Source organism: Pseudomonas sp. F220, assembly GCF_057813935.1.
The window spans coordinates 1-18693 of sequence record NZ_JBVASJ010000009.1; the positions used below are offsets into that span (position 1 = coordinate 1).

Consider the following 18693-nt stretch of genomic DNA (forward strand, 5'->3'; position numbering starts at 1 on the left):
TTTAGCATTACACAATGCTCAGCCAAGCCTATACGTCTGGAATGCAAAAGGTGAAGACATCTTGCGCAAGATCCAGCGTGCGCGAGAGGCGATGGCATCACAGTCCAAAGAGAACGTTTTTTCTGAGACAGCACACTAGCTCTGCCTCTTTAGCAGCCGCAGAACCTACACCCTTCCCCCCTCCACTAGAAAGCCCCCCATCCAGTGCCAACCCGATACCAATACCCGCCGCCGTGGCCGCCGCCTCGTTGGCCCTGATAACATCAGCGCCATTGCCCTGCATGGTGTGCAACGTATCGAGATAGCCCTTGAGCCGAATGTCTTCAGGCCAGCTCTGAACCGAACTCAGGGCTGCTTGGATATCTTCGACGGCACAACTCGGACAGTTAGCAGCCCCCATTGCCCAAAGCGCTGTCTTCGAACCGGCGCTGGCCATTCCTTCCATGGCAGCCGCAAATCCCTCTGCGCTGCCTGCTCCCTTCGCGCTGAGTACTTCGGCTCGGTACTGTGGATCGTGGTGATATTTGTACGGATCGACCAAGCCGATGTAATCAACCAGCGCCTTTACCGAATCACGGTCCTTGTACAGCTCTTGGAGGCCAATTTTTTCATTGTTGTAGTCGGCCAGGCTGACCTGGAACAACCCTACATTCTGAGTGCTGGAGAGCTCCGCGCGCAGGAAGCCGGCAGCTTCTGCGGTGTTACCGCTCCCCAAGCCTAATGCAGTGTTCCAACCGTTATCCACCATTGCAGCGGCAGTACGCAACAACTCTGTACGTGCCTGCTTTTCGGAAATTCCTCTTTCACTGGCGTATCGATTTATGCGTTCGTCGTCGGAGGCAAATTTGATTTCATCGGGGTGTAACTGTCGGTTGTACGCGGTGGCATTTTTGGCAATATCAACTCCTGTCTGAAGATCACCACCTACCAATCCGGCTGCTGCGAGGCCGACTAACTGGGATGCAGCCAGTTGCAGTTTCGGGTCACCTTTGACTAACGCTGCCAAACTATTACCAAGCGCTTCATTGGCACCGGCAGCCGTCGCTCCGGTGACAAACCCTTTGCCCGCTGCTTCACTGAGCATGCCACCAACCAATGCATGCAGGGCGACTTTTTGCAGACTGCTATCGCCCCATTTCTGTTGTTTTGCGTAATCCCCAACGGCATTAAAAGCAACGCCCTGCAACACGCTTTGCAGTTGAGAGTTCAGGACGTCACCAAGGTTATTGCCGAAACTTCCGCCCGATATGGCAGTGTTGGCCCCCGCCTGAAAGACTCCTTGAGCACCGGAGTAGGCGGCAAACTTGCCGATGTCTCCGACTTTACTCAGGTCGAAGCCGTGAGTGACCTTGTTGACGTTGTCGCCGGTGACACCGAATGCACTATCAAGATAGCCAGCGGTAAAACCAGCTGTCGCCGCTCCGGTAGCGTAGTTTTTCAGACTGTCTTTCGACGTTAGATCCTTGAAAACGGCTCCTATATTGCCGCGATTGTTAATGGTGCTTACCGCAGCCGTGCTTGCCATTGAAGTCAGTACGCTGGAGGCCATCACATTGCCAAAACCTGCGGCCACCGTGGAGGTAACCCCAGCAGCCGAAGTTACCGTCCCAGCAGCAGCCATCGCTGTACCTGAACCAGCTGTAGCACTCGCCGCAGTCCCCACCGCCGCGCTCGCCGCACCCGCCGTCACAATAATAATCGCCAGCATCGCCCCCTGGCCGAGGCTGGAGTTGCTGTACTTGAAGGAGTCATGCATCTCCTTCACTTGGCGCCAATCCACATCCCCACGCTTCCCGGCTTCCTTGAGCCAAGCCAGTTGTGGGTCGGCCTGGACCATCGCATCGATGGTCTGGCTGACAGACTTCTGATCGATCTGTTTGATGTCGATTTTTAGGCCATCGACGGCCTTGATTGCCAGTTGTCCTTGAGCCACCAGCTGGTTCTGACGCAGGGTCTCGTCGGTGTTGCCCTTGCCCTTGGCGCTGTTCCAGGCCAGATCACTGCTGCTCTTCTCGTGGCTCTCCTGATGCAGGTCCTTGACCGCTTCAAAGGTCACCTCGTCGCCACTGATAATCGCCAGATCCTTGCCACTTTCCAGCTTCGCCACCTGATACCGCTGGTCCCCACCGCTTTGCAACGTCAGGTCACCGCCGGTCTTGATTTCACTGCCGACATTGGTGACCTTCGTCACCTCATCGCGTTGAGTCTCTTTACTGCCCCAACTGCCTTTTTTCTTCATGTCGTACAGCGAGTAGTCGCTGTCTTGGGCGGCCAGCAGTTCGATGTTGTTTCCGGCGACCAGGTAGGCTTCATCGCCGGCGCTGACACGGCTGGAGATCAGCGTCAGGTCCTTGCCAGCACTCAGCGCAACACTGCCACCCGCATTGACGGTGGTGGACACCTGCTGGACATGGTCTTCCTGAAGGGTGAGTTTCTTGGTCTTGGAGTAGGAGTGTTCCTCGTCTGCCGCTGAGGCCAGGGTCAGGTTTTCGGTGGCGGCCATGTCGATATCGCGCTTGGCGTCGATCTGGCTGGCGATAGCGGTGAGGTCACGGCCTGCAATCATGTTCAGATCGCGGCCGGCACTGACGGAGGCGCTATTTTGAGTGATCGAGCCACTGTTTCTTTGACTGCCGTAAGCCTCTTTGAGGCTGCTCTCGGCAGAAGTGATGTTGATATCGCGGCCCGCATTGATCGATGTATCACCACCGCTTTGCAGGACGCTGCCGCTGTTGTTAACGTCGCGACCGGCATTGATGGTCAGGTTATTAGCCGCTTCGATGCGGGCGGCGTTATCGACGAAATTCCGTTGCTGGTTGTAGCTGTCGACGCTGCTGTTGTGGGTGGTCACGCTGCGTTCGTTGATCACGTCGCCACGGACCGCCGTCAGGCTCACATCTCGCCCGGCGATGATGCCGCCGGCCTTGTTGACGATGTTGTTGCCCGCCAGCAGATCCAGACGATTGCCGGCTTCCACCAGGCCGCTGTTGACTAGGTCGTTGCCGGCGGCGGCAGACAGGTTGTGGCTGGCGCGCAAGGTGCCGACGTTGTTCAGGTCCTTGCCGGCGATCAGGGTCACGTCGCTGCCCTGGATCAGGGCACCGTTGGCGGCCAGGCGGTTGTTGGCGTTGGCCAGGTACAGCACGGGTACCAGCACTTGCTCGCCATTGACCTCGGCATTTTCCATCCAGACGATGTCATGGGTCAGGGCCGCGACTTGTTCGGAGGTGAGGGTCACGCCGAGCGCCAGGTTGAGTGTGTCCTTGCTGGCGATGGCGTTGTTCATCAGGTATTTGAACAGCGCTTCGTCCGAGGTCTGGCCATCGATGAAGCGCTGGCCGGTACGGGCGACTACCGCCTGCTGAATCAGTTTCTGTTCGTAGAAACCGTCACCGAGGCGTTTGGCGCTTTGGTCGGGGTTGTAGCCCAGGTTCGCCAGCAGGTAGTCCGAGCTCATGAACTGCTTGAGGTCGGTGAGGGTTGGGTTGGTTCCAATCAGAGGAGCGCCCTGCGGCGCCCCACTTAATAATTTTCCATATTTTTAAAGAACGATTGGATCAGTTAAATACACCCTTCTCACAAAAAGGAAACATAAACAGATTCAACAACAGCACGAACATCATCGTCAATCTCTGGCACAGAAAAGCTAAAACCCAACTCATCAACATAAAATCCGTAAGAGTCGAAAAAAATCTTTAAACCTTTACTTTCAAACTCCCGACTTAACTTCAACGCCTCTTCGCCAACCAACGGCCGCCCTTCCCATAACAGATTACTCCGCCCAAAAAATTCCACCCCCTTTACAACGTCTAATTCATTATAATAAACATGCAAATCACACGACTTAAAAGCATCACAAGTATTCAGCGCCGAAGGCGTCTTTCTAAACTCAACAAACCCCTCACCCATCAATGCACGTACCTGCAGACGAGTCATACCTTTCTTCAACGGCCCCACGCTGCCGTCTACCAAGCAGTCAAACCTCACAGAACTCACCTCTTAAAATCATCAGAATTTAGTTTCGAAGCATAGTCCAGCATTTGCTTAATACCGGCCTCATACTTTTCACCAAACTTGCTTCTAATATCATCAACATCCATCTGAATGGCTTCTTTCAACTTACCTTCTGCGAGAAGGCCTTCTTGTTTTTCCCTATACGCACGAGCCTCCGGCGAAGAACCATTACTAGCGGTCATTTTATGATCCTCGGGGCTCATTTTTATCGCAGGCCCGTCTTTACTGCTTATAGGTGCGCCTTTGTAACACCCTTGAGCTGGGCAATGATGCGAGTCTAAACCATCATTTACAGGTTTACTTGTCTCACGGTGAGGTCCACCTGAAACCGCCTCAGACTGTTTCTTGTTGATCCCGTCTTTTATGGTGACATGCGACTCGTTCTTACCTCGCTTACCTCCAGGCAACGCCCCCGTCAAAATGCTAGTGATCAACGCCCCGCCACCAATCAGGTACCGGTCATCATCATCGTTAGAATCAAGGACCCTACCCTCAATTTTTGTTGCCAGTGCCTTGCCTATATCGGCCTGAAGCGCCTCCAGATTTTTCAGCAAGGTCTCGGCTAGCGACGTGTTCTCCACAGCTTGGCTTACGAGAAGCTGAATCACCCCCTTCGGGCCTTGAGCCAACGCTAGAACAAACCCTACCGCTTGGGCTTTTTCAGGGTTCTCTGCGATATACACGTTTATGTCAGAGACAACACGAAGTGACTCTTGTAGATCGGTTATCTCTGGCTCTATGTGCGTTGCTGCGAGGTTAATCGCATTAGGGTAGTCCTTCGTTAAACTACTCAGATCCGGTAGATCTTTTTGTACCGTCGCGATATCACGTTCGCTGACATGCTCGATGTTCTGCAGTTGCTGCATAACCTCTTGCTGGAACTTCCCGTCGCTCATCAGCCCCATGGCGTCAGGACGGCTCATTCCTGAAGCAATCAGCGCCTCAAGCGTTTGCTCCGCGAACGCTTTGCCGCCAATGGCTGCTGCGCCAGGGTCCATCTGCCGCCCTAACGCGGCCTCCACCTTATTGATCGTCAGATTCAACCCAGTACTGGCGGCGTCGTAGTTGTCTTTGGCTTGTTGGTCGTAGGTGAGCAGGCCATTCACCCAACCTTTCAACGTTACGCCGGGCTGAAGTGCTGCATCTATGGATGAGCTACTGGCATATAAATCTGTACGCGATTCATCATCCTTGGTTACCTCATTGGCCTTGGTGACGTCACGATTCAGCCCGGCTGTCGAATCAACACCCTTCTCTGCATCTTGGCGTACAACAATGTCACCGGCCCCTACTGTGGCCCGGACTGTCTGCTCACGATTCCTCTCGTAATTCCAGCCGTTGACACTCCAACCACTCTCGCCCTCCTTACCTTTACCTACCTGGCTAGCGTCTTGGGTGGCGCTGCCACCTGAACCGTAAGTGCCCCCTACGTTCAGGTAATAGCCATGCTCCTTATCTTTCCCTGCAATGTCACTGAAGCCCAACGTACCGGTATCCAGCTTTAGGTTGCCGCTGTCCGAGGCAATCAACGCACCGTCGAGTTGGGTATGCTTCTCTGTGCGGATGTCTACCTTGTTCTTGGCGGTGATGCTGGCCTGGTCCTCAACCCACAGGGTCTTACCGGTCGTTTGGCCATAACCGACTGATCCGCTGACACCTACGCCCAAACCGACGGTCACTGTCGCATTGATATCAAACTCTTTGCCTTTGGCCTTGCCTGTATCTGCAACCGAGGACACGTTCAGGTCTCGCCCCACCCGGCCAACAACTTCATCACCTCGTAAAGTGGAGCCGGCAACGGTGGTGTCCCGGCCACTCTTGAAGCCCAGGCGATTTCCTGCATAGAGGTAAGCCTCTTGCTGGCGCTGCCCCTCTCGCTCAAGGTTGCCCTTGCCAAGGCTTACGCTGGCGTAGACCCCTACACCGCCATTACCGGCGGCAAGCCCGACCTCTCCCCCACCACTACTTCTGTTGTTTTCACTCTCGTAGCTATTCTGGGCAGAGCGAATACTCAGATCATTCCCAGCTTTCAGATTGATGTCTCGACCCGCCTTGGCTTGAGTCCCCGTCAGGCTGAGATCATTGCTGGCACTCAGATTAATATCTCGACCCGCTCCAAGCTCAGCAGCGGTGGAGGAACCAGCGTTACGGTCTTGAGTCGCAACACCATGACTCCCCCCCACACCGATCTTAAAACCACCACTGGTTCCGCCATGGATACCACCCCAACTCTGGGTTTCGCTGTTCTCCTGGCTGACACTGCCTTTAGCAACATCGATGGCAACATCGCGACCTTTAACATTGATATCGCGACCGGCACCCAGTTGCGAACCTTTCACCGTGACATCGTTGTTCGCCGAAAGGTTGAGGTCGTTACCGGCATTCAGGGTAGATGGGCGATTAGTCTGTTCGACCACCTCCTGACTGGTGCTCTGCTTGCTATTACCAAACTTGGCGTCCCCTGTCGGACCAGCAAGGAACTGACCGACAGCATCCACGCCCTTGAGCGTACTGGAGCCTTTACTAACCCCATCCTCTCCTTTGCCCGCACCACTGACGGCATCTTTGGTATTGCCATAGTTGTGGCTAATCGTCGCACTCAGACCGTTGCGTTCACTTTCACGTTGCTGCTCAGTCAACCGTGCCTCACGAGCGGCATCAATATTGATGTTACGTCCGGCTGTCAGATCAATATCGTTAGCGGCCTTTAAGTCCGAACCGGTCTGATTGATATCTCGTTTGGCATTGATTGCCAGGTCCAGCCCAGCACTGATATGGCTGGCTGCTGCCGTTTGCTGCTCAAGACGATTTTTTTCTTTTTGGCGATCAGCGCCTGCAAAAAAGCTGACGCCATTATCGTCACTGGAAACGCCAATACCGGACTGCTTGTTCTTCTTCCAATCCTGTTCAGAGCTGGCGTTCTGAGCAGCCACGATGTTCACATCGCGCCCGGCATCCAGGCTGACGGTGCGACCGGCGCTGATGCTGCTGCCGACCAGATTGATATCCCGCTCAGCCTGTAGAGATGCGTCACGATCAGCCACGACTTGACTACCCACGCTCGTGCTGCTTTGCGCTGTTCGTCCTGCCTCTTTGGCCGATGAGATGGAAAGGAAACCACCCGAAACGGAAAGCCCTGTCTTTTTCTTGTATTGCTCGCTGTGGCTATAAGCTGTGTCGTTGGCAGAGACTAAATTGATATCACCTGTTTCTTTGACTAATCCCGCCCGCAGCTCGCTGTCATTTCCCGCCTCTACAGTGCTGGCTCGTAACCGAACATCGTTCCCCGCCGCGATGACAACGTCATTACCTGCACTCAACTCACTGGCGACTTGAGTCGCGGTGGTTTTGAGTTCGCTTTTTCCGCTCTTGGACAGGCCGAGGAAACCGGACTTGGTTTTCTTGCTGTAGGATCCGTGCTCCTCGATACCCGAGAGCACCGCCACATCATTGGTGGCGCCAACAATCAGATCGTTACCGGCTTTCAACTGGCTACCGATGACCGTGACATCGCGACCGCCATCCAGGCTTACACCACCGTTGGCCGATTTGCTGGTATTGACGGTCAGGTCATGACCGGCCTTGATGACCGAAGCCACGTTGGTACTGTCGTAACTCTCCTGCTGATTGCTGCTGCTTCGGCCAAACGAACCCTTGCTCTTCTTCAGGTAGAAAGAGGCACTTTCATCTTTGGCCGAGGTGATGGTGAGATCCCGAGCAGCATCGATATCAATGTCGCCACCACCCTGGATACGGCTGGCGACGATCTCCATGTCGTTGCCCGCACTCAGCGCAACACTGCCACCCGCATTGACGGTGGTGGACACCTGCTGGACATGGTCTTCCTGACTCGTCACCTTCTTGCTCTTGCTGTAGGAGTGCTGTTCATCCGCAGCCGAGGCCAGGGTCAGGTTTTCGGTGGCGGCCATGGCGATGTCGCGTTTGGCGTCGATCTGGCTGGCAATGGCGGTGAGGTCTCGGCCGGCGTTGATCGTCAGGTCGCGACCGGCGTCGACGCTGGAGCCGTTTTGGGTAATGGTTTGATCGCGGTGGTTGCTGCCGCGCGCGTTGCTGACGACCTGCTCGGCGGAGGTGATGTTGACGTCTCGACCGGCGTTGATCGTGGTGTCGGCGCCGCTTTTCAGGACACCGCCGCTGTTGTTGATATCGCGTCCGGCGTTGAGGGTCAGGTTGTTGGCCGCTTCGACGCGGGCGGCGTTGTCGACGAAGTCAGTCCGCTCGCTACGGTAGCCGCTGGCGCTTTCATGGGTGGTGACCGTGCGTTCGTTGATCACATCGCCATTGATGGCGGTCAGGCTCACATCGCGACCGGCGATGATGCCGCCGGCCTTGTTGATCAGGTTGTTGCCCGCCAACAGGTCCAGACGATTGCCGGCTTCCACCAGGCCGCTGTTGACCAGGTCGTTGCCGGCGGCGGCAGACAGGTTGTGGCTGGCGCGCAAGGTGCCGACGTTGTTCAGGTCCTTGCCGGCGATCAGGGTCACGTCGCTGCCCTGGATCAGGGCACCGTTGGCGGCCAGGCGGTTGTTGGCGTTGGCCAGGTACAGCACGGGTACCAGCACTTGCTCGCCATTGACCTCGGCATTTTCCATCCAGACGATGTCATGGGTCAGGGCCGCGACTTGTTCGGAGGTGAGGGTCACGCCGAGCGCCAGGTTGAGTGTGTCCTTGCTGGCGATGGCGTTGTTCATCAGGTATTTGAACAGCGCTTCGTCCGAGGTCTGGCCATCGATGAAGCGCTGGCCGGTACGGGCGACTACCGCCTGCTGAATCAGTTTCTGTTCGTAGAAACCGTCACCGAGGCGTTTGGCGCTTTGGTCGGGGTTGTAGCCCAGGTTCGCCAGCAGGTAGTCCGAGCTCATGAACTGCTTGAGGTCGGTCAGCACCGGGTTGGTTTCGATCAGGTATTTCTGGGGTTTGGACTGGCCGCTACTGGCCGGTAAACCCTGGACACGGTTAACCGTAAAGGCCGTGGAGCGGCCGGGCACTACAGCGCCCGATGGATCTGCGCCTGGAGTGCTGGCATTGATTGCGCTGGCATCAACACCAACATTGGCGACCTGACGATCCGCTGGACTCAGATCAACGGCGCTGGCAGAAACCTGAACGATGCTGCCCAGCTGAATGTCCCGCGCCTGGCCGGTAGGGAGTGGTTGCTGGCGCTGCGCCGGTGTGAGGCTCGCGCCGCCCATGGCCCAGCTTTGCGGACCGCTGGCGACGGGGGTGCTGCTGCCTTGCCCGCTCAGGCGGAACAAGCCGTTCTGGCCGGTGGGCAGGCTGAAGCCGGGGAGTGCCAGCGGGTTGACTTGCTGCTGGGCAAGGTTCGGCGGCAATTGCTGATTAAGCGTGATGCGGGTGGAATACTGACTGCCCGAGGAGCCGGTGCCGGTCCGGGGACCACTGCCGACGTAGTTGTAGCCGGGCCGTACCACGCTGTTGTCGATGTTGTTCTGGGCGTTGATGTTGACCGCACCGGCTGCCTGAATCACGGCGGCGTAGCTTTGATCGCTGGAGGCGAGCTTTCTGGTCTGACCAAACTGAGGAAGTTCAGCTTCTGTCGTGCCAATAAAGCTGCTCATCGCCGGCTCAAGACCACCCAGGTCATTGGCGTTATAGCCGCCGCTCTGATACCAGTACTTGTCAGTAAAGGCACTGGCCGCGTCATACCACCCCCCCGCATCCCTGGTCCGTTCGGAACGAAATACCCTGGAGGTTTCAGTCTCTCCTGTCTCGATTCCGCTGTTGGTCAAGTTGTTGACGGTGGCGGTCAGGCTACCGCCTGTGGCGATGGTGCTGCTCTGGTTGAGCAGGTCCCCACCGTTGACACTCAGATTGCCTCCCGCAGTGATACTCGAAGCGGCGCTGGCAGCGGTGACTTCGAATTTATCGCGCTGAAGTATTTGCCAGACGTGGTTTTCCTTGCCGCCGCCGCAATCACCCGCGTTATATCCCTCGATGCATTGCATCTCGGTAATTGATGCGGTGTAGATGCCCTGATTGTTGGTGGTCAGCACCGCACGGATATTCTGAATCGTGCTCGCCGCCAGGCTCATGCTGCCGTCGCTCTGAATCGACGCAGAACTGTTGACGATGCTGCCGGCCAGACCACCTTGCCCATCACGGTCAATTTTGAGATTGCCCAGACTGTAGATGTTGGCGTAGCTGTTGTTCAGCGCATTGACCCGAAGGCTCATGTCGCCGCCGCTGAAGATCAGCCCGTGATCGTTGACCAGTGAGCCGGTGGTGACGGTCAGTTGCTGTCCGCTGCCCAGCGTCCCGAGGTTATTGATCGCGCCTGCGGTCAGATTCAGATTGGTGGCCGAGGTCAGGCGACCGGCGTTGGTCAGCTGGCCACCGACGTTGATCGTGGTGTCGCCGCCGCCGGCGATGCTGGAGACGTTGTTCAGGTTCAGTTGGGCGGCGCTCAGGCCAAGTGTCCCCAGGCTGCTGACACGACCATTGCCCCAGTAAGTGCCGCCCAGGTTCAGGCTCATGCTGCCGTCACTGGCGATCAAGCCGTCGTTGTACCAGTTGCCGCCACTGCCGACGAAGCTGTTGGAGGCCAGCAGTTGACCGCTTGCGGTCTGACTGAAGTTGTTGACGTTGACGTTCAATCGCCCGGCCTGAATCACGCTGCTGTTGATCCAGCTATCGGCGTTGAGGCTCAGGCCGCCACGGGTGACGATGCTGCCACCGGCGCCGGTGACGTTGGCAGTAGAGATGTCGAAGGTGCCGTTGCCGACGTGCAACAGACTGCCGCCGCCATTGAGGAAGTTGCCGACACCTAGGCTCAGGTCGGTGTTGGCGCTTTCCAGGATGCCGTTACGGTTGTCGAATAGGCCGCCGATCTGGAAATTGGTTTTGCCGCTGGTGCCCAGGGCGCGCAGTTGACCGGTCTGGTTGTCGAGGCTGGCGGCCTTGATCGCGAGGGTAGTGTCGCTCTCGATGATGCCCAAGCGGTTATTCAGGGCGCCACTGAGATTGAGGTCGATCTGGTTGCCGGCGATCTGGCCGTCGTTGTCGCCGCTGTTGTCGAAGTTGCCGCCGGTGACGCTGACCCGGCCTTTCGCGTAGAGGCCGCCGTTGCGGTTGTCGAAGTTCGTGGTAGTGACGATCGCATCGCCGGTTTGCGCAGAGATGCGTCCACCGTAGTTGTCGATGCCGGCCAGGGTCGTCAGGTTCAGACGCTGGGCCTGGGTGATGCCGCCTTGGCGGTTGTTGTTCAGGTCGTAGCCGTTTTTCAGTACACCGGTCAGGTGGGCAGTGAATGCACCTTGCAGGCTGGAGAGCACGCCACCCCGATTGTCGAGGTTGCCAGCACTGATGGACAGCTCACCCGTCTTGGCCAGGATCCGGCCGCTCTGGCTGTCGATATCACCGCCCACAGTGAGGCTCAGGTTGCCCTGGCTTTGCAGTGTGCCCTTGGCATTGGCGAGGCTGGCGGCTTGTACGTGCAGGCCACCGTTCTGGCTGTAAATCAGGCCATCGGCGCTGTTCTGCACCGCTCCGCCGGTGGTGAGGGTCAGTTGATCATTGGCCGCGACCGTACCGCGATTGCGGTTATCCAGGCCGCCGGTGAGCAACGTCATCAACCCCTGGCTGGCGAGTTGACCGCCCTGGTTGTTGATCTGTGTCGAGCGCTGAACAACCAGAGGACCGGCGCTGGAAAGCTTGCCGTTGGTGTTGGTCAGGGCGCCGAGCAAATCCAGGGTAACTGCGCCGTTGCCCACCAGAGTGCCGTTGCTGTTGTCCAGCGTGGTGCCGATGAAGCTCAGGGCTTGTTGCGCGTTGATGGTGCCGCCGGCATTGCCCAGGGTCATTGCCTGCATGGCCAGGGTTGCGCCACTGTCGATCAAACCACCTTGGGCGTTGTTGATCAGACCGCTGATCGTCAGGGTCTGGTCACTGCCGCTGGAGAGGATGCCGCCGGTGCTGTTATCGAGACTCGCCGCAGTGACGGTCAGGGCTTTCTGGCTGACCAGCGCGCCTGCGCCGCTATTGAGGATGGCGCCGCTGACCGTCACGCCCACATCACCGCTACGGCTGGACAGCGTGCCGTTGTTGCGATTGTCCAGGCTTGACGTATTAAGGCTCAGCCCTTGCCAGCCGGAGATCAAACCGCCCTGGTTGAGCACCGTGCCGGCGTTGACTGCCAGCAGGTTGTTGCTGATCAGTTTGCCGGCGCTGTTGTCCAGCGCTCGTGCGCTCAGGTTGAGGCTCTGGCTGCTGGAGATTTCACCGCTCTGGTTAGTCAGGTCGCGCAGGTGATTGATGCTCAACGTGCCGGCCGTGGTGATCAGGCCGGCGCTGTTGTTCAGGTCGCCGGTGGCCGCACCGAAGTCGATGGCAATGGCGCTGCCCAGCAGCGAACCGCCTTGGTTGTTCAGTCCAGTACTGCTGATGTTCAGGTCGGTGGTGGCGTTGATCAGGCCCTGGTTCTGGTTGTTCAACTGACCGTCAAGGTTCAGCTCGAGGCTGGCACGACTGGTCGGCGTACCGCCGCTGTTGTCCAGGCTGGCGGCCCGTACATCGAGGGCCGCGGCAGCGATCATGCCTTTGACGTTGGTCAGCGCCTGATTGATGCGCAGGGTCAGGCCCTGGTTGCTCAGCAGTTTGCCGTTGCTGTTATCGAGGCTGTCGGCGGCCACGGTAAAAGCCTGGGCGCTGGAGATCTCACCGCCCTGGTTGTTGACGTCCTTGAGGTTCTTGAGCACCAGCAACGGTGCGTTGATCAAACCGTTCTGGTTGTTCAACTGACCGTGGTTCAGGTCCAGATCCAGGGACGTGTTGCTGAACAGCTGCCCCCCTTGCTGGTCCAAACCGCTAACGCTGACGGTCAGAGCGGTGGCACTGGCGATGCGACCGCCGTCCTGATTGGTCAGCTGGGCCGCTGTCAGGTTCAGGCTGTCGCCGCTGTTCAGACTTCCGGCGTGGCTGTTATCAAACGCACCCGTGTTGACGAGTACCGCGCCTTTACCGCTGATGTTGCCTTTGTTGCGGTTGTCGAGGCTGGCGCTATTGAGCGTGAGGCCAGCGTCGGTGACGATTTCGCCACCTTGGTTGGCCACTGCGCCAGTGGTAGCGAGCGTCAGCGCCCCCGCACTGGAAACGCTGCCCAAGGTGTTAGTCAGGCTGGCGGCGTTGACCCCGAGGGTCCCTTCCGCGCTCAGCAGGCCCTGGCTGTTATCCAGATCGCCGGTGAGACCGACTGTGAGGTTCTGCCGAGTCGTCAGCGAGCCGCCACTGTTGTCCAGGCGATTGCCCGTCAGACTCAGTCCGGCCTTGCCCGACAACAGACCTTTAGCACGGTTGATCACCTGATCGACCGTCAGCGCCAGCACACCGTCGGCGATCACCTGACCCGCATCGCTGTTATCCAGCGTGTTGCCAGTCAAGGTCACGTCGGCCTTGCTCGACAGCTCGCCGCCACGGTTGTCAACAGCACCCACCGTCAGTTGCAGCGCGTTAGTCGCGCCAACCAGACCGCCCTGGCGATTGTCGAGGGTCGCGCCTGTCAGCTGGAGGCCGCCGGTGGCGATCAGCTGACCGCCCTGGTTGTTCAGGGTGGTCACGTTGGCCGTGACCTGCGTTTTACCGGCGATCTGGCCATTGGTGTTGTCGAGGTTGTCGACGTTCAGTTGCATGTCACCGTCGGCAATCAGCGTCCCGCCCTGATTGACGAGCTGGCCGTCCACACTCAGTCCCAACGCGCCATGGCTGCTGATCAGACCTGCGGTGTTATCCAGGCTCGCGCTGTGAGCATCCAGTGCCGCTGCGGAAATCAAGCCTTTGACGTTGGTCAGTGCCTGATCGATGCGCAGGGTCAGCCCTTGGTTGCTGATCAGTTTGCCGTTGCTGTTGTCCAGGCTCTGGGCGGCCAGGGTGAAGACCTGGGCGCTGGAGATTTCACCGCCCTGGTTGTTGACGTCCTTGAGGTTTTTCAACATCAACAACGGCGCGTTGATCAAGCCGTTCTGATTGTTCAGTTGGCCCTGGTTCAGGTCCAGGCTCAGCGAGGTCTTGCTGAACAGTTCACCGCCTTGCTGATCGAAACCGGTGACGCTGGCGATCAGCGCCTTGTCGCTGGCGATACGGCTGGCAACACCATTGCTGACCTGGGCCGCGGTCAGGTCGAGGGTGTCACCGCTGATCAAGCGACCGCCCTGGGTGTTGTCGAAGGTGCCGGTGGTGACGCGAGTCACGCCCTTGCCGCTGAGCAAGCCGTTCTGGCTGTTGTTCAGACTCTGGCTGCTGAGGGTCAGCTCACCATCGGTGGTGATCGAACCTCTCTGGTTTATGAGTGCGCCGAGGGTAGTCAGCGACAGCGCGCCGGCACTCGACAGGCTACCGCCGGTGCTGTCGAGACTGGCGGCGTTGACCGTCAGGGTACCTTCGCTGCTGATCAGACCTTTGAGGTTGCTCAGGGCCTGGTCCAGGCGGATGTCGAGACCTTGCTGCGTGACAAGGCTGCCATCGCTGTTGTCCAGGCTCTGCCCCTCGATAGAGGTAGCGCCCTTGCTGAACAACAGGCCCTGGGTCTGGTTGATGACCTGCGCCACTTTCAGGCCCAGGTCCGTCCCCGCCAGGACTTTGCCGTTATCACTGTTGTTCAGGCTCTGGCCCGTGATGCTCACATCAACGGCACTGGACATTTCCCCGGCGCGGTTATCGACGTCATCGACGCTGAGTTTCAGCGCTTTTGTCGCCCCTACCAAACCGCCATTGCGGTTATCGAGACCTTTGCCACTCAGAGTCAGACTCCCTTGAGCGACCAGTTCACCGCCCTGGTTGGTCAGTTGTGCGATGTTGGCAGTCAGGTCGTTTTTGCTGGAGATGCGCCCAGTGCTGTTGTCGACGCTGGCCGCATCCAGTCGCACCGGCCCGACCGCACTGAGCAGACCGCCACGGTTATCCAGGTGGGTGCCGTTGAAGCTGACCGCAGCCTGACCGTTGATCAAACCTTGCTGGCGGTTATCCAGCTGTCCAACGTCGAGTTGCAGATCCTTGTCGGCGCGCACCTTGCCCATGCGGTTGTCCAGCGAGTCGCTGCGCAGGGTCAAGCGGTCCTTGCCGGTCAGGCTGCCACCCCGGTTGTCGAGGCTGCCGGCCTGAACGTCGACCGCCCCTTTTGCACTCAGGTCTCCCCCGCTCTGGTTGTCGAACAGGCCACTGATCCGCGCCGTCAGGCTGCCATCACTGACCAGGCTGCCTTCATGGCTGTTATCCAGGCCCGCGGCGGTGATGCTCACGCTTTTGCCGGAGCCGAGTACGCCATTCTGGTTATTCAGAGCGCCGATCAGACCGATGTTCAGCGCGACGTCACCCGTGACCTGACCGTCGCTGTTGTCCAGACTCGTGGAGGTCAACGTGGTGTTGCCAGCGCTGGAGACCTCACCATTGTGGTTATTCAAGTGGCCGAGGTTGGCGCTGAGGTTGCCATTGCTGCTGATCAAGCCTTGGCTGTTGAGTACCTGATCAGCTTTCAAGTCCAGCGTGGCGTTGCCCAGCACCCGGCCTTTATTCTGGTTATCCAGGGTTGCAGCAGTGATCCTGGTGTTTTGCTGGCCGCTCAAGGTGCCGCCCTGGTTGGTCAGGGTTTGCGTGGTGGTGACCGTCAGGCTGCGGCTGGCGATCACGCTCTTGCCGATGTTGTTGAGGTTTTGCGCGGTCAGGCTGATATCGCCGTTGGCGTTGCGACTGGTATCGGCATTGACCCCGGCTTCGATGATGCCGTTGTTGGTCAACTGGCCGCCGCTGCTCAGGGTGATGCTGTCGCGAGCAACGAGGGTTTGCTGGTTGGTCAGTGCACCTTGGGTTTGCACATTCAGTGCGGTGCCGGCGTAGACCGGTCCTTGGGCGTCGAGGCTGGCGGCTTTGACGTTGACCGCACCGGTGGCGGAGGTCTGGGCGACGCTCAGATGTCCGTTGGCATCCAGTTGAATATCACCGCCACTGGCGGCCACATTGCCCGCGAGCCTGACGCCGACACCGGCCTCGGTGCCGACCAGTTTGATCGCCCCGGCGTACATGCCGCCGAGGGCCGACGAGTCGATCGCCAATTCCGGTTTGGCGCTGCCGTCATCGGCACGGGCGGTGGCGTTTAGCGTTTGTGCATTGACGTCGTTACGACCGGCGACAATGGTCAGGTTTTTCGCCTGGATCTCGGCGTTGATTTTCGCCGAGCGGGTGATGATTTCAAAGCTGTCGACGTTGTTCGCATTGAGGCCTGCGCCGTCAATCGACACGCTGCCCTGATCGACCTGAAAACGGTCCAGTCGACCGTTATCCAGCACCGGTTTGCCGGTGGTCAGGGTGACGCGCGGGGTATTGATAAACCCGCAACCGTTGCAGCTGATGCCGTAGGGGTTGGCGACGATCACCCGGGCCGACTGCCCCGCCACTTCGGTGTAACCGCGCAACTGGCTCGGGCTGCCGCCGTTGACTTCGTTGAGGATGGTGTTGGCCGCAGCGCCCTGGAGGTTCGGGTTGCCGACGATGATTCCACCCAGCTGAGTCGGCTGGGTACGGTTGGTGGCGTTGTTGAGGATGACCCCGTTGGCACCGACGTTGTAGTCGTGGAACTGGTTGTGCGAGAGACCGCTGGCGTTCGGCGCGGCGATATTGACGATCGGTACCCCATTGCCCGCCTGGCCGAGGCTGGTGCCTGGCGCGCTGACGACAATGCCATCGGCCTGAGCCAGCAGCGGTTGCCAGAACATGGCGTTGGCCAGGATGAACGCCAGACCGCGTTTGGGTATCCCGCAGAAGTGCTCACGGGGTTTTACAGCAGCAGGCTGGCCGGCCAGAAAGGCCAGTTGACGAACATCCATGTCGAGAATCTCGGAAAAGCGAAAATTAAATGAACAGGTCCAGACGGAAATAGATCGGCGCTTCGCGCTCGGTCAGCGCATCCGGTCGTTCCAGGGAATGGGCAAAGGTCACGCTGGCGCCCAGGTGTTGGCCACGGGCAAACAACTCGACCGAGTTACTGGACATGCGCCCGTGCTGATCACCGTTGTAGCGATCGTCACGAATCACGCCCCGGTCATACCCCAGGCTGGTGCCGTATTCGGCGAGTACCGGGCGCATCCATTCCCAAGTCACCGGCCGACTCCAGCGCAGGTCGTTGCGCCAGTAGCCGCCGCTGTCGCCGGACAGTGACTGATCCTTGTAACCGCGGATCGACGACTGCCCGCCAAGGCTGGTGCGCTGCGGGCTGAACAACACATCTTCACTGCGCTGGCCAGTCATCAAACTGCTGAAGCTGAAAGACTCGTCCCAGAGTTTGAACGGCTGCAGGTAGCTGGCCGTTGCGGTGTACTTGCGGTAACGCGCGTTAGGCTCGCCGGGGCCGGGGTGGCCATTGCTCTGTGCGTCGAACGCGCCGATACCGTTCTGCATGCCAAGGTCGAGGTTGACGAAGGCACTGCCGACCCGCCGCCCGTGGTTGATGCCGAACTGCGCTTCGCTGAGACGGTTGCTGCTCAGCGCCAGTTTGCTGTCTTCGATGAAGTTGTTGGTGCGCAGGTAGGCCAGGCCAGCGCTGAGCGAGGTTTTGCTCAAGGCGTCGCGGTGGATCACCCGCTCGGCGCGTAACTGATGATTCTGGCTGTCGCCGGTCTGCTTGAAGTTGAAACCGTTGGCCTGCGCTTGTGAGCGGTATTCACTCTGGCTGTAGGTGTAACTGAAGTTCCACCACCCCCACGGCAGGTTGTAATAGAGCATGGCGTTGTTGGAGCTGTGCTGATGATCGCTCACGGCATCGTGGCCACCGCGCAGCATCAACTGATCGGCCAGACCCAGCGGGCTGTCCCAATCCAGAGTGGTGCCCCACTGCTGTTCACCGGTGCTTTTCTGGCCCTCGTTACTGCGCGACAAGCCTGCGCGCCAGGGCTTTTGCGGGGTGTTCTTGACCAGCACTTCGCTGCCCCCGACGGCTTTACCGGGAGCCAACTCCATCTGCGCCTGATTGGAGGGCAGACGGTTCAGTTGATCAACCAGTTGTTCGATTTCCCGCAGATTGACCAAGGCCCCGGTTTTACCTGGAAAGGCCATGGCCAACTCACGGTCCGACAGCTGGCTGCCCTCCGCACCTTTCAATCCTTCGAGCGTGCCCTCAACCACCAACACGCTCAGGTGACCGCTGGAAAGATCCTGTTGCGGCAGATAGGCGCGGCTGGTGACCAAGCCTTTTTCGATGTAGTGATCGGTGATGACCTTGAGCAGTTCGTTAAGCTGAGTGACGCCCAGGCACTGGCCGATATAGGGTTTGAGCAAGCGCTCGCGCTCAGCGGCAGACAGGCTGTCCGCGCCCTTGAGTTCGATGTCTTTGATGGGGAAGCAGCGGGTGCAGCCGGCGCGCTGGGCGCAGCCTCTTTGCCAGGCAGTTCTTTGAGTTCTTCGAGACGCCGGCGCTGCTCTTCTAGCAGTCGATCCTGGCGCTCGCGGATCAGGTCTTGTTCACCGGGGGTGGGTGCGGCGTGGGCCGCGAGTGGCGCGTTGGAAAGCAGGACAGCGAGAAGCAGACAGCGCCTCCATCCTTGGGCTGGCAAAAACATGGACGACCTTCAGAGATGGCGAAGTGACATATTCGAGGGTCGCGACGTTAATGCGCCATCATCCTGACGTCAATCTATTGGATTACCGCCGGTCTGGAAA

Annotated in this window: 3 protein-coding genes and 2 pseudogenes; 1 reads left to right on the forward strand and 4 read right to left on the reverse strand. The window is 58.6% G+C overall.

The window, feature by feature from the left end; all coding sequences use genetic code 11:
- Nucleotides 1-139, forward strand: a pseudogene (locus ACZYSM_RS10680) (IS630 family transposase); the annotation flags it as partial.
- Here the strand turns inward: ACZYSM_RS10680 and ACZYSM_RS10685 are convergent.
- From ACZYSM_RS10685 to ACZYSM_RS10700, 4 genes and pseudogenes are all read right to left on the reverse strand, one after another.
- Nucleotides 98-3286: a DUF637 domain-containing protein gene (locus ACZYSM_RS10685; protein ID WP_489071598.1), complete on the reverse strand. Its 3189-nt coding sequence runs from the start codon at nt 3284-3286 to the stop codon at nt 98-100. The pseudogene ACZYSM_RS10680 and the gene ACZYSM_RS10685 overlap by 42 nt on opposite strands.
- A 290-nt stretch (nt 3287-3576) precedes the next feature.
- Nucleotides 3577-3936 carry a hypothetical protein gene (locus ACZYSM_RS10690; RefSeq protein WP_489071462.1) on the reverse strand — a complete coding sequence of 120 codons (360 nt, stop codon included), beginning with the start codon at nt 3934-3936 and terminating at the stop codon, nt 3577-3579.
- A gap of 56 nt (nt 3937-3992) precedes the next feature.
- Complete coding sequence (locus ACZYSM_RS10695) at nt 3993-16865, reverse strand: hemagglutinin repeat-containing protein (protein WP_489071463.1); 12873 nt, start codon at nt 16863-16865, stop codon at nt 3993-3995.
- 25 nt (nt 16866-16890) lie between these two features.
- Nucleotides 16891-18593, reverse strand: a pseudogene (locus ACZYSM_RS10700) (ShlB/FhaC/HecB family hemolysin secretion/activation protein).
- Nucleotides 18594-18693: the final 100 nt, after the last annotated feature.

Bases quoted from the DNA above. Each gene is read 5' to 3' on its own strand.
- ACZYSM_RS10685 (WP_489071598.1), bottom strand. From the start codon at position 3,286: ATGAACAACGCCATCGCCAGCAAGGACACACTCAACCTGGCGCTCGGC.
- ACZYSM_RS10690 (WP_489071462.1), bottom strand. From the start codon at position 3,936: ATGACTCGTCTGCAGGTACGTGCATTGATGGGTGAGGGGTTTGTTGAG.
- ACZYSM_RS10695 (WP_489071463.1), bottom strand. From the start codon at position 16,865: ATGGATGTTCGTCAACTGGCCTTTCTGGCCGGCCAGCCTGCTGCTGTA.